Origin of the sequence: Mesorhizobium sp. M0587, assembly GCF_040320945.1 — a bacterium.
Classification (GTDB): Bacteria; Pseudomonadota; Alphaproteobacteria; order Rhizobiales; family Rhizobiaceae; genus Mesorhizobium.
Map to the genome: position 1 here is coordinate 1 of NZ_JAMYQP010000020.1, position 13,437 is coordinate 13,437.

The 13,437-nt window shown below is 58.4% G+C and carries 4 protein-coding genes and 9 pseudogenes; 5 read left to right on the plus strand and 8 right to left on the minus strand.

The window, feature by feature from the left end; genetic code table 11:
• The 4 genes and pseudogenes from NKI49_RS18675 to NKI49_RS18690 form a co-directional block, all read right to left on the minus strand.
• The coding region (locus tag NKI49_RS18675; RefSeq protein ID WP_352695702.1) for a non-ribosomal peptide synthetase at positions 1-2,500 on the minus strand (2,500 nt) is incomplete at its 3' end.
• A 2,300-nt stretch (positions 2,501-4,800) separates the two neighbouring features.
• Positions 4,801-5,276 (minus strand): annotated as a pseudogene (locus NKI49_RS18680) (transposase); the annotation flags it as partial.
• 1,292 nt (positions 5,277-6,568) lie between these two features.
• Positions 6,569-7,365: pseudogene (locus tag NKI49_RS18685) on the minus strand (IS3 family transposase); the annotation flags it as partial.
• Between the two features lie 64 nt (positions 7,366-7,429).
• Positions 7,430-7,549, minus strand: a pseudogene (locus tag NKI49_RS18690) (IS5/IS1182 family transposase); the annotation flags it as partial.
• A gap of 77 nt (positions 7,550-7,626) precedes the next feature.
• Between NKI49_RS18690 and NKI49_RS18695 the strand changes: the two are divergent.
• Positions 7,627-7,956: pseudogene (locus NKI49_RS18695) on the plus strand (transposase); the annotation flags it as partial.
• An 85-nt stretch (positions 7,957-8,041) separates the two neighbouring features.
• On the opposite strand, the gene NKI49_RS18700 reads toward NKI49_RS18695, so the two are convergent.
• Both NKI49_RS18700 and NKI49_RS18705 read right to left on the minus strand, forming a co-directional pair.
• On the minus strand, positions 8,042-8,434 hold the full coding sequence (locus NKI49_RS18700; RefSeq protein WP_352607394.1) for a tyrosine-type recombinase/integrase: 393 nt from the start codon (positions 8,432-8,434) through the stop codon (positions 8,042-8,044).
• A 253-nt stretch (positions 8,435-8,687) separates the two neighbouring features.
• A pseudogene (locus tag NKI49_RS18705) lies at positions 8,688-9,065 on the minus strand (site-specific integrase); the annotation flags it as partial.
• Positions 9,066-9,313: 248 nt separating this feature from the next.
• On the opposite strand from NKI49_RS18705, the gene NKI49_RS18710 reads away from it, so the two are divergent.
• Positions 9,314-10,339: a LysR family transcriptional regulator gene (locus NKI49_RS18710; RefSeq protein ID WP_352607368.1), complete on the plus strand. Its 1,026-nt coding sequence runs from the start codon at positions 9,314-9,316 to the stop codon at positions 10,337-10,339.
• Between the two features lie 594 nt (positions 10,340-10,933).
• Here NKI49_RS18710 and NKI49_RS18715 read toward each other — a convergent pair.
• Positions 10,934-11,343: pseudogene (locus NKI49_RS18715) on the minus strand (transposase); the annotation flags it as partial.
• A gap of 104 nt (positions 11,344-11,447) precedes the next feature.
• Here NKI49_RS18715 and NKI49_RS18720 point away from each other — a divergent pair.
• The 3 pseudogenes from NKI49_RS18720 to NKI49_RS18730 all read left to right on the plus strand — a co-directional run.
• Positions 11,448-11,718: pseudogene (locus NKI49_RS18720) on the plus strand (IS110 family transposase); the annotation flags it as partial.
• Positions 11,719-11,779: 61 nt separating this feature from the next.
• Positions 11,780-12,022: pseudogene (locus NKI49_RS18725) on the plus strand (integrase core domain-containing protein); the annotation flags it as partial.
• Positions 12,018-12,632: pseudogene (locus NKI49_RS18730) on the plus strand (IS110 family RNA-guided transposase); the annotation flags it as partial. The pseudogenes NKI49_RS18725 and NKI49_RS18730, both read left to right, overlap by 5 nt.
• A gap of 160 nt (positions 12,633-12,792) precedes the next feature.
• Here the strand turns inward: NKI49_RS18730 and NKI49_RS18735 are convergent.
• On the minus strand, positions 12,793-13,245 hold the full coding sequence (locus NKI49_RS18735; RefSeq protein ID WP_352607370.1) for an RICIN domain-containing protein: 453 nt from the start codon (positions 13,243-13,245) through the stop codon (positions 12,793-12,795).
• Positions 13,246-13,437 lie beyond the last annotated feature (192 nt).

The window sequence follows — 13,437 nt, forward strand, 5'->3', positions numbered from 1 at the left end:
CAACGCCGGCCCCGCCGATATAGAGCTCGCCCACCGCCCCCAACGGCACCGGCGCACCATGAGCGTCCAGAAGATAGATCCGCGTGTTGGCGATCGGACGGCCGATGGGAGGCACTTGCGGCCAGCATGATGGATCAGCCGCGAGGCGGTGCTCCGTGACTACGTGGGTTTCTGTAGGCCCATACTGATTTATCAACCTCGCCCTCGGATGAGTCTCGAAGAACGACCTGAGCTCGGGGGTGGCTCGCAATTGCTCACCCGCTGTATAAATTTCTCTCAAAGAGGGCAGCAGCGCTCCCCGAGCGCACCAGGCTTCCGCAAAATGTTTCAAGGCTACGAATGGGAGGAAAAGCCGCTCGATCCCTTCTCTGCACACAAGGTCCAGCAACTCGGAAAAGTCGGCACGGGTCTCTTCCCGCACGAGCACCAGTAGCCCGCCGTCCCTCCAGCAACTGAACAATTCCTGGAACGAGACGTCGAAGTTCAAAGTCGTGAACTGAAGTGTACGTCGTTTTGGCGTACCAAACTCCGGCGAGGACCAAAGCAAATTCATAAGCGAGCCGTGGGGCATTTCGATGCCCTTGGGCGTCCCGGTGGAGCCCGAGGTGTAGATGATGTAGGCGAGATGGCGCGAGGTGAGCTCCAGCGCGCACGGATCGAGATCCGATGCCGGCAGCTCGGCCCAGGCCGGCGCGGCCATGTCGAGATCGACCACTCTCACCTGACCAAGAGCATTGGCGTCAAAGGCCACGCGTCCGGCCGCATCGCAAAGCAGCAGCCGCGGGGCAGCATCGTCGAGCACCTGCCGCAGCCGGCCGGAGGGATAGGCCGGATCGAGCGGTACATAAGCGCCGCCTGCCTTCAGGATCGCCAGCAGGGCCACGACCATCGCCGGGCTGCGCTCCACGCAGATCGCCACCCGGTCGTCCGGACGCACGCCCAGTCCGATTAGATGATGCGCAAGCCGGTTCGCCCGCCGGTTCAGTTCGCCATAGCTGAGCTCTGCGTCATCCTGCACCACCGCCAAAGCATCTGGGTTCAGCGCAACCTGCTCCTCAAACAGCGCATGAATGCATCGCTCCGACGGATACGGCTTCGACGTCTCGTTCCATGTCTCCAGAACAAGCTTCCGCTCGTCAGGCGGCAACAGGTCGATCCGGGCCATCGGAATGTCGGGATCCGCTCCCAGAACGTGCACGAGGTGGCTCAGCCTATGTTGGTGATACTCCAGTTCGTCCAACGAAGCTGAAGAATTTCCGAAAACATCAATCGCGAGTTCCGATTCTCCAGCCCGGTAAAACACGAATGAGATATCGTTGGCTGGCCCAAGTGCGAGCTTTCGTATAGCGAAAGACGCATTATCGAATCTCCCATCGCAGTCGAACAACATGACGTTGACAATCGGTGCCGATGTCACCGATGCTCGCCGATCCTCACCGAAATCCCTATCAATAAATTCACCGCGATACCTTTGATGCTTGAGCAGAGAAGTAATGCGCTTCGAGGTTTGCTGAATAAGGCTTTGGAAATTCTGTTCACGTCTGACGCGCAATCTCAGCGGCAACAGGTTGGATGTCATTCCAACCGTTTGTGCGTGCTTTGCAGCTCCTATACGCCCCTTGACCGGAAAACCGAGTACCAGCTCGTTGACGCCCGTGAAGCGATGCACATAGGCAGCCACGACTGCAACTAATAGCTCAGCGGCCTTCCGGTCACCACCTTTCCCAGTAAAAAGCGGTCCCAAATCCCTCAACGAAACGCATCCACCGCACCGCACAGCTTCTGGGGTAGTTGCAATTGTCTGCCGCGCCAGACCAACAGGAGAAAAGTAATTGGCGACGCGCCTTTTCCAAAATTTCTGGTCATCCAGGAACTCTTTAGACTTTAGATATGCGACATCGTTTTCCAGAAATGATAATTGCGAGTTTGGCTCCCAAGTGCTTTTGGATTCGCCTCGACCAAGCTCAGTGTATACGTTCGCTACTCGTCCGGCGATGAGAGACATACTTAAACCATCCACAATAATGTGGTGATACATTTGAAACCAAAAGCAGCGATCTTGTGCAACTCGAAACAAGACAAAGCCAAAGAGAGGCCCTTGGTTCAGATCCATAGGACACGTCAATTGCGCCTGCATATGAGCAAGCGCTGCTGCTTCTGGATTTGGCTCAGCGCGGAGATCGAGAACCCGAAGCGACCAATTGGTCGCCAGCTCAAAGATCTGTCGAGGCTCACCATTCCGATCTGCAATTCGGACATGCAGCGCATCGCATTCAGAAACCACATGATGCAATGCGGTCTCAAGCCGTCCAGCATCAACTGGACCAAAAATATCAAGGTATTCACCGATCACATACTGCGGACTATGCGGATCCAGCTGCTGAGCGATCCAGATCTCCATCTGCGCAGCCGACAGTGGAAATTCGATGTCGCGAGTTGGCCTTTCACTTGTCCCCACCTTCGATGCGTCAATTGCCGCGCGAGCGTCATCTCGATGCATATCAGCCCTTTCTCCTAAGCGGCAGCGGCGCAGGTCGCGAACACACGAGTTTAGTTGTTGGGTATTTGCGTACTGACGGTGTTATGGATTTGATCGTGAGGTGGTCGTGCGGTCGGCAGGTGCGATTGGCCAACGTGTAGGGCAAAAATAAACTACTTAGGATGCAAGAGACTCTCCTTCCGATAATCAGTCGATATGGTCCGCCGCAATATCCAGTAAGAATAAAAACATTCCCGTGCAGGAGATCGTGAACAGCTAGTGTCGCTCGTATTTCGCCTGCGCTCCTCCAAAACGCGACATGTCCAGTCTTCTTGCTGGACGACAGTGGAATGTGCCTGTTCTCGCGCCCAGTGCTACTGCCAATGTCGTCGCGGAGCCATTCAATCCCGGAATGATGAGCGTTTGGATCATGGCCGATGTCCTTGCAATTGCACGAGGACGATAGCCAGTTGGTCCGCCGACGTCGGCCAAAGCCCATCCAAAATCAATTGATCGATTCCGAGAAACCGCAGGTCATCCGCCTCTGGAGTGTCTTGGATGCCCCCTCAGACGACGAGTTTAAGAGATCACTCATTTCAGCTCCCTTCGTTGATAACGCACGTATTCGGAGTATCGACCGGTTTTCCATCGCAGTCTGATCGATCTCCGTCGCCTCAACGCTAGTGCGGAATGGGAAGCGTCTGCCCCGAGCTCTCATGGCCGATATCCTACATCTGCAGCTCTTCAGCCAAAATCTTCAGTTGCGCCGGGCAATTCGGTAATTCTGGCCAATTACCATCATCATCTCCGTTGGTTAGGGGCTAGAGCGTCATGACGGCTTCGCAAGGTGATGCGCAAGTGACGTGCCATCCGGAGGATGTAGCTGAGCGCTGACATTCAAGTTGGGCTGGCGCACCTTCGCTCGTCTTCTTTTTGCTTGCAGGCTGCGGACGAAATGCAAAACGTTTCGCCTATGGTACGTCCGCTCGATAGTGAACAGTTTGGGCCAAAAGCGACAGTATCGTTTGCATGGGTCGAGACACCAGGTTGGAATGGCGCCGGCGGCGAAATGGAAGTTGGACCTGTGGAGGTTTGGTCAGATGGTGCAGGTCTGGTCGGTGACGTGGCTTTATGTGGAAGGGATCGTTACCGATGGCGCGTGAACCCTGCACCATCTCCACCTCCCCGGGCTAGGTGATCCGGATGTGGCGGCCCTGGCCGAGCGCTCCCGCGCAATCTGTACGTCAAATGTGCCCCACGACAGCGTGAAGTTCGACATTGCAGGCCTCAGGGTGATGCCGATCCGCGACGAGGGCGAATTGCGGCGTGCGCATTCGGTCCAGCGCAACGATCGCCGGCGCGCGCGTGCCGGTCCAAGTCGACGTCGGCTTCGGAGAACCCATCACGCCCGAGCCGATCTGACGCCGCCACGATGGACCAGCCGACCGGTGAATACCCGGGTGGCCCATGGGCCGTCCACCGCCGTCGTAGCGTGACGAATACCACTGAACAGCAGCATCATGGATTGGGCGCTGGAGGAGAGGGCAGTTAGTATAGCGAGTGGCCGTCCCAATTATGTCCTCTGTGGATGGCTCCCGCGATGCGAGAGGTAATTCGACGTTATGGCGCGTTGGTCGGGTGCAGTCTTCTGTCCGGCCTGTTGATGCAGCCATTCGAGACTGCTGGCCCTGAAGGGTCGGCGAACTGGGGCTACATCCCGCGCATTTCGTTGCCGATTCCGGGGAAGTTGTCGATCTTGACAGAATTGTATTAGAAAATACTAATAATTCTCGAGCAGCGCCCGCCCCCGCTTGCCCGTCACGGATAGAAACCAACCCGATCGGGCCCGCGCCCTCCGCCCGAGGCGCCGGTTTGTTTTCCAACGAAAGGAAACGGACATGCTGCAATCGTCATTGCGCGACAACATTCCCCGGATTGGGCGATTGCTAAGGCGCCGTCCCCCTGCCCTTCCCAGTATCCGAAAAGCTTCGGTGAGGTAGGTCTCTTGGCAAAAAAGTTCACGTGAACTCGTCTTCCCCTAAGAGGCCGTCGTCTAATCGCGCCGTAAAATGCAAGTCTTTTTTGGACGTCGAGGCGGTCGTTGGTCGTTTGCCGGGAGCAGTGTCGTCTTCGCGGTCGACATGAAGTCGCCGCATGATGGGGCTTCGCGGGTGAGCCTTCCAAGGTTTGGAACGCACGCTCGGGGCATATTGCCTCGAAGGTGCAACGGCCTCTGCGGAATGGCTCGCCCTACGTCCCGGCAGGGACGCCTCGGCACGCCTCAGGGCAGGCGCATGTGAGCTTGCGGTGGCAGGCCATGGCGCTGGTGCCCGGTTGAACAGCTCGCCGGATTTCAGCATAGAGTGCATGATGACGGCCAGCTTGCGCGCAACGGCGACGGCCGCACGCTTGAAGCCGATTCTCTCTCGCAGCTTCACCCCCAGGCGCGCAGCTCGCTTTCGGCATAGGTGCGCGTCAGGATCACGGTTGCTGCTTCATAAAGCAGTCCCCTCAGATGAGCGTCTCCGCGTCGGGAGATGTGGCCGTCATAATCGACTTCGCCAGATTGGCAGCGACGAGTGGTCAGTCCCAGCCACGCGCCGGCCGAACGCGACTTCTTGAAGTTCGCCCGGTCCTCGATGGCGGTCGTGAACGCGGTTGCGGTGACCGCGCCAACCCCTGGGATCGACATCAGCAACTGACAGGCCTCGCTCTGTCGTGCGCTGGCGATAAGCTGCCGTCCAAGCTCGGCGGTGCGGGTGCGCACGCTGCGCCAAGCCTCAACAACCGGCAGGATGGGGGCAGAACAAGATTAGTGCGAAATCGTACGTTTAGCTGAGAAACTCTTCTCCAGATCGGTGCTCGTTCCCAAAATTGCGCCCTAGGTAGCATTCCCTGCCTACAAAATGATATTCGGTACAGGCGGTAAACTACGGAAAACATGCACAATTTCGGTTAGCGTACGATCTCTCACTAATCTTGTTCTGACCCCATAGAGGTGGGAGCATGAGGAACTGTGGGGCAGTCACGTTGCGGCCGACCAAACGGGCACTTTCCGTGGCGCGGTTCCGGCCCGTTCAGAGAGCCTCCGCCACCAACCGCCCCACAGTTCCTCATGCTCTCCGGATCTGGTGGCACGACAGGTAAACGACAACTCCTGAGGCGATCATACCTTGCGCTCCGCGCGCATGATCCTGACCAGACGATCGGGATCCCACTGCTTCAAAGCGCGTGAACCTGACCGGCTTGACCTGCCCCCTGTCAGCGGCGAAACCGCTCCAGACGCCAGCGCCTGTTTTTTCCGTTGGCATGTTAAATGCAAGTCATCGACAAACGCGCTCACACTGAGCAGAAATTGTCCCACGACCACGCAGAAATGGACCATTCCCGTACGCGAGGCTACTCATGTGTAATCAGGCTGTTAGCAAGCTTATGGCTTGATCATTAATTGGCTGCGTCACCTAAACAGAAGGACTCAAAAAAATGACTTATCCCGTGGGTTCGCCGTGTGATGGCTCTCTGAAAGTATCTATCGAGGCAAATGGCCATCATGACCCTCGATTACACAGCATTGATCACATAGCTTTGGCGGTCATAAACTAGATGACGCTATCCACCTGTTTCAAGATGTCCTTGGCTTTAAGCTTAGGCGGCGTTTGCATATAAAGGGTAAGAAGACTGGGGTGGTGTGTGCGGAAATGGTTCGGAACGACATGTGCTTTGTACTTTGCCAAGGCACAGAGCCAGAGTCGCAGGTGTCTCAACTTGTCCAAAATTGCGGGGTAGGTCTAGCTCATGTTGCATTAGCTGTCGACGAGGTAGGCCAGGTCCCTCAATAATGGTCGTGTCGAACGACAATCCCCGCGCTCTAAGCGTATTGACCGCCGCCGACACTTGAAAACAACGTACAAGAGCTTTTCGAGCAGCTTGAGCAGGCTGGAAAATACTGATCGACGAGGTGTGGTCCCCTCGGTTTCTATATCGATGCTGGTGATCCGACTTCAGGCGCGCCCGCCGGCCTACCAGGGTCCTGCAAGACTGATCGAAGGTGGCATTCCGACAAAAGCGATCGTAGCCTAGTCGCCGTCCGATCATCCTCGGCCGGCCGCGCTCGGTAATGAGCCGGTCCAATTCGCGGGCAACCCGCATGCCCGAAAGAGACGTATCAACGATGAGTGCCAGGCACTCTCTCGTGCAGTCGTCGACGACGGCCATGATGCGGAAGCGGCGCCCGTCGGTGAGCTGGTCCGATACGAAGTCGAGCGACCAGCGCTCGTCGGGCCTCAGCGGCACCAGCATCGGCGCCCTTGTCCCGATCGCCCGTTTGCGGCCGCCACGGCGGCGAACGGCGAGCTTCTCCTCCCGATAGAGCCGGAACAGCTTCTTGTGGTTCACGATCAGGCCCTCCCGCCTCAGCATCACGAGAAGACGCCGGTAGCCGAACCGACGACGTTCCTGCGCGATCGCCTTCATCCGCTCGCGAACCTCGCGGTCGTCCGGCCTGCTGGTCTCGTAGCGAACCGTCATGCGGCAACAGCCGATGGCTTTACACGCCCGCCGTTCGCTCATCCCGAAGCCTTCCTTCAGGCAAGCGACAGCTTTCCGCTTGGCCGCGGGCGTCACCATTTCTTTCCCACAAGATCCTTCAACGCGGCATTGTCGAGCATGGCGTCGGCCAAAAGCCGCTTTAGCCGCGTGTTCTCGTCCTCCAGCGCCTTCAGTCGCCGAGCCTCGGAGATATCCATCCCGCCGAAGCGGGCCCTCCAGTTGTAGATCGAGGCGTCGCTAACCCCGTGCTTGCGGCACAGATCGGCAACCGATACCCCGGCCTCATGTTCCTTCAAAATCCCGATGATCTGCTCTTCAGAGAAGCGGCTACGTTTCATGTCCTAGTCCTCTCGATGGGCCAGAACGAACTTCAAACCGGATTAGATCAGAGGGGCAAGGTCACGTGCTATCGACAAGCACATGCAGCGGGCCGTCCGGCAGCGGCGGGTTTCGTCGGGCTGATGGCTCCCACTTGTGTGCCCGACGGCTCAGCGTCGTATGATCTGGAACTGGGACTTTCAGCAGCGTTGGTGCATGGATCCTTTGTCAACGGTTTGGCGATAGGCAGGCAGGATCGAAATCAGCTTGATGCGAGTGTCATGCCGTACAAACACAACGCAGATCGTCGTCATCACGTGGGAAAGATGAAATTCAGGGTGACGAATTGGCGTGACTACGAAGCAGGTCTGCGCCGGCGTGGTAGCCTGACCTTATGGGTAAGGCCGGAGGCACTTGCGGGATGGCGCGCTCCGCGACGCAAGACCCGCGGCGGCCAAGCCCGGTATTCCGATCTCGCCATTGAGACAGCGCTGACGCTGGGTTGCGTCTTCGCAATGCGGCTGCGCCAGACCGAGGGATTGCTCCACTCGCTGCTGGATCTCATGGGGCTGAAAGTGGCGCCGGAAGATTCGGCAAAGACAACGAAGCGCTGCAGCAACCGTCCGGAAAGACGCAGCTTATGGCCGAGGGCGCGGCGCGCGGCCAGGTACTCTTCGAGCGCCGCGTGCAACGCGCTCATGATGCGACTCCAGGCCAGGGTAGCGCAATGGCACGCAACGCCGCGATGTCAACTTTGGCATAGATCTGTGTCGTGTTCGGCTGGCTGTGGCGGAGAAGTTGACCGATTTCAACGAGCGAGGCGCCGCGGCGCAGCAGATCGGTGGCGAGTGAGTGACGCAACAGGTGCGCACCCTTGAACGCCGGCGTCAGACCGGCGCGCTTGAGCGCACGATGGACGATGCAGCAAATAGTCGACGGGCTGACAAAACTGCGTCTGGGCGCTTTTATGCGAATGAAGACGCGGCGTGTTGAGCAAGCAGGCCGATCCTGCCGCAGATAGTCGACCAAGGCGGCACCGACATCCGCCGGCAGTGGCAGCCGCGCCAGCCGTTGACCCTTGCCATGCACGACGATCTCGCCCCCGTAAACCGAGGCGCGCGAGCAGCATCAGAACCGCGTAGTCCCTGCGGCCGGCCGGTGTTCTCCTGTCGCAAGACGCAAGGAGCCGTTCGACCTGTTCGGCAGGCAGCGCCTTCGGCAGGTGTGCCAAGCGCCAGCCGGCGATCCCAGGCACCGCGACAGCGAGATCGGTGGCAAGCAACCCGCGTTGCTGGAGGAAGCGCAGAAAGAAACGCAGTGCGGTGACCACCAACTTGGCGCGGCCGGGCGAACCGGCCTGGGCTCGCCGCACGATGAACCGATGAACGTCGCCCACTCGCAGGCGGTCAAAATCCGGATCGTTGCCGCCAAACTGTTCGTCCAGGAATCCACGAACAATCGGCAGATAGTTCGTCAATGTCGATGCCGAGAGACCACGCTCGGTGCGCAGGAATTCCCCAAATGCGTCGATCAGCTTACCCTTGGCGCTCGTATCGACCTCTGGCAGCGGCACCGGCACGCCGCCCGTGTCGCGCAGATATCGTACCAACTGCCGAATGGTCCAGGCATCGCCACGCCTCGGGCGCCGACCAAGTTCCGTCAGAAATCGACCTGCGTCCTCTTCCCCGAGCAAGCTCAGCGGAACATCCTGCCTCTCCACCCAAGCACTGAAACCGGCCAGGAGCTTAATCTTCTGCTGAACAGTCGTTTTGGCGTATCCCTGGCCATCGAGCAACCGTTGTCGTTGGCGATGGTGAGCCAGACGCTCTCTCGATGTACCGGCCCGTGTCGCGGCGCCGTCGATTTGAGCTTGACGTCGGTCGTTTAGGATCCTCTAATGCATGGCTCGCAAATTCGTAAAATTGATTGTTTGAATGATACGCATCCACACGTTGGATAGAACATGACATGCGTTTTAAAGGGCTGGATCTAAATCTCCTCGTTGTGCTGGACGCTCTGATGAGGGAGCGTAAAGTCACTGCCGCGGCTCGCAGTATCAACCTGAGCCAGCCGGCCATGAGCGCCGCCGTTGCTCGGTTACGCGCCTATTTCAACGATGAGCTATTTACGATGAACGGCCGCGAGCTCATTTTGACACCGCGCGCCGACGGGCTCGCTCCAGCAGTCCGGGATGCATTGCTGCACATCCAGCTATCGATTATTTCCCCCGACGCCTTCAACCCGGCCCAATCGGATCGTCTCTTCCGAATCATGCTTTCCGATTACATCACGCTCGTATTTTTTAGGAAGATAGTAGAGCGCGCTGCGCGGGAAGCTCCCGTCGTTCGCTTTGAATGTCTGCCTATTTGCGACGACCCCGAGGAGCTTCTCCGGCGCGGCGACCTTGATTTTCTGATCATGCCGGAAGTGTTCATGTCGAAACATCCTCGCGCAGCCCTGTTCGAAGATAAGCTCGTAGGCGTAGGCTGCGGCACGAACAAGCAGCTGTCGGAGCCACTTACATTCGAGCGATACTTGTGCATGGGACATGTTGTGCTCAAATTCAGGCACACCCGGCAGCCCACCATGGAGGAATGGTATTTGCTCGAGCACGGTTTCGAGAGACGTATCGAAGTTGTCGTACAGGGCTTTAGCCTGATCCCGCCCGTCCTGTCAGGCACCAACCGCATCGGGACCATGCCCTTACGGCTGGCGCAGCATTTCGCAAAAACAACACCCCTGCGGATTGTCCAACTTCCGCCGCCACTTCCTCCTCCTGCATTCACGGAAGCCGTCCAATGGCCTGAGCTTCACAATAGTGATCCGGCAAGCATGTGGATGCGGGAAATGATGTTGCAGGAGGCATCTCGCCTGGCGCCTTTGCCTGAAATCATTGAGCGTCTCGGGCACGCCGATCCGACCTTTCGGTTGTTGGTACCGACTGCCACCTCGATTTCGCGTGCGAAGTCCCGGAAGATGTTAAGCCCCACCTAATCGCCGCCTGTAAGACAGGCTGATCAGCATGTTCGACAAGCGCCGGCGCGGCGCGTGTTACCTACGTTCTGGGGCTGATCTCAGGCGAGTTGCTCGTCGAGGATGTGTGGCAGAGTGATGCCAGCTGCCTTGATTGCCCACTTTTGCCGTAGGTGGTGGTGACGAGGCGAGCATTCTTTTCGATGGCGGCTTCTGGAGGCGGACGCGATCGCGTAGGAGCGGTTGCCCTTCGGGCGTCGGGCCTTTGGCCCGGCAGAGCGGCGCAGTTCCTTGCTAAGTGCGAGGGCCGGAACGAGCAGAACACACGCCCGGGCTGCTACTGAATTGACTGGCGCCTCCGATTTTGCTTGCGAAGTCCCAGAAGATGCGTAGCCCCACTTAAATGCCAACGTTGCAGGCCTTGCCGCGGCTTTTCACGCGCGGCCAGGCGAGGAGATGGCGATCGACGAAGTCGATCCAATGGACTGTGCCGAGCCTCGCTCGGCTTCTGGCGTTGACGACAGCGCCCTGCACCGAGAAAGTCGGGCACTTGGCAATGAAGCCGGTCGAGCTTGACGCTGCGGACCCACGCAATTGACCAGCGCTTCTGCCTGAACGCGTGGCCGATCGGCGGTCTTCCTCTTTCCGGGTGGGGGCCTTGACCATCGCGCACACCGGCGGCTCGCCGCGCTTGTAGGCCAGCAGCGCCCGCACCATGGCTTCGCCGTCGATCCTGTCAGTCTTCGCCCGCCGGCGACGCCGAGAGGTCGCGATCGAGGCGGGATCGACGACGTGGCTTTCGATCCCTTAGCCTGCAGTACGCGGTGGAGCCAGAACCCGTCGAGACCGGCTTCCTGGATCACAATGATCGGAAAGTGTCGTTCCGTTCGCGACAGCGCCTTCTCACGAAGCCATGAAAGGCGCGCCAGCAGCCCGGCGACATCGCCGCCGCTCACAGCATGCTTCGACAACTTCTCTCCATTGCCCGGCGACAGCGACGTGATCAACCAGCTTGACCGGCTCAGACCGTATGTTCTCGGAGTGAAGGCGGCTCACCCCCGCGATAAGGTGAGATCGGGGGTTGCTTCGGATTGGCCGAAGCCGAGCCCCAGCTTAGAGAGGGTGAACCATGGATCAGCATAACAGGCTTTTTGTCGGTTTGGACGTCTCGAAATTGAAGATTTCTGTGGCCGTCGCAGACGGTGAGCGGGGCGGTGAAGCAAGGTTTTATGGGGATATAGCCTCGGATCCGACCTCAGTTGCGAAGAAAAATGGCGAAGCGAGGAGCTGTCCTCCACTTCTGCTATGAAGCCGGTCCGACAGGTTACGAGCTTTACCGTCAGCTTACCGACATGGGTCACGACTGCGTGGTGGTCGCACCATCCCTGATACCAAAGCGCCCTAGTTGTGTCCATTCGGACCGAACCGAGGAGACTGGAGTTACCTGGCTGCAGCACTCACCGGCACGTCAGGACAAGACCCTATACGCCCAAGACCAATGGCAAGGCCGAGCGCTTCATCCAAACAGCACTGCGTGAATGGGCCTATGCCATCGCCTATCCGACTTCAAATCACCGCGCCGCCGAACTGCCGATCTGGCTGCACAGATATAATTGGCATCGTCCACACGGCAGCCTAAAGTCCAAACCGCCTATCAGTCGCCTCGCTCTAACCGAGGACAACCTGTTGAGGCTCCACACCTAGTGATCGAGTGAAGACGAACCGGCGCGACGCGGTCAGCCTGGCAAGGCTACATCGTGCAGGTGAGCTGAGGGCAGTCTGGGTACCAGATCGCGGACACGAAGCCATGCGCGATCTCGTGCGGGCTCGAGAGGCTGCACAGGAGGCTCAAAAGCGGGCGCGTCAGCAGCTTCAGTCGTTCCTACTTCGGCATGGCCGCATCTATTCGGGCCGCTCATCCTGGTCGCTGGCGCATATGCGGTGGATATCGACTCTGAAGTTCGAGCATCCGGCGCACTTCATCGTGCTCAAGGAATATTGCCAGGCGATCGAGGATGCCGAGGTGCGCTTGAAGCGTCTGACCGATTTGATCTCGGAGACTGTCAAATCCTGGACGATGGCTCCTGTCGTCGAAGCCTATCAGGCGTTACGAGGCGTATCGTTGATTGCCGCCGTCGTCTTTGTTGCCGAAATTGGCGACATCCGCCGCTTCGAAAACCCCCGCCAGCTGATGGCCTTTCTTGGCCTCGTTCCGTCAGAGAGCTCGACAGGTGAACATGTCAAACGTGGTGGGATCACTAAGGCCGGGAACTCTCGGGCCCGTCGCATGCTGATCGAAGGCGCATGGGCTTGGGCGACGGCTCGGACCACGATCTTTGCTGGTGGGTTATCACCTTAACTCGCGTTCAGGGATTTGCGGCATAGACCGATGGCATGAACACCGCGACCGTCAGCTACAAGCACCATCGTTTCCCGCCGCAGCCATCATTAGCGCCCCGCCGCTCACAGAATTGCTACGCGGCCTGGGTCAGGGCCGCAAGGACTTGGAACGGGTCCTTGACTTTCCACTGCTGCGCTACTGAGCCATTGAACGAATAGGCCCACACGGGGCTCCCGGGCTCAGGCCTCCGATCTCGGTCGTCGACAACCAGGGAGGTGTCGGCGAGGGAGGTGATGTAGCCTGGACGCACGAGGAGGTTCCACTGCTGGGACTTTGTCGGCGTGCCCCTATATTCGGAAAGGACAAGCGGAACCTGGTGGGCAATCTTCCCGTCCTTGAAGTCAAGGGCGAGGGTCTTGCCTCCCGCATCGAGCAGAATGACATTCTTGCTCAGCTCAATATTCCAAACGAGCGTGGCGCCTGATCCGCTGAGGGGCCAAAGCCCCACAGGGGCGCCGATGATCTGGTCATTCACGCCCAAGCCGCGGCCAGTGTCCGCCTGCCACTGGATCACTTTTTCTGACATAACGTTATCCTTTCTGGAGTTGGAAGCCCTTGGGGTTTACCATAGAGGATTACTATCGTGGGTGGGGTTAACCATAGAGGATTACTATCAAGGGTGACGTTTCCATTAAGGATTCTGAAGCCGATTTCACCATTGTGTAATAAGCGTAATACTTGATGCGGTTTCTATTCTGGAATCAGTGAACCATGACCA

What these genes read in the sequence shown, in the direction of transcription:
- NKI49_RS18710 (WP_352607368.1), top strand. Translation starts at nt 9,314, where the DNA reads ATGCGTTTTAAAGGGCTGGATCTAAATCTCCTCGTTGTGCTGGACGCT.
- NKI49_RS18735 (WP_352607370.1), bottom strand. Translation starts at nt 13,245, where the DNA reads ATGTCAGAAAAAGTGATCCAGTGGCAGGCGGACACTGGCCGCGGCTTG.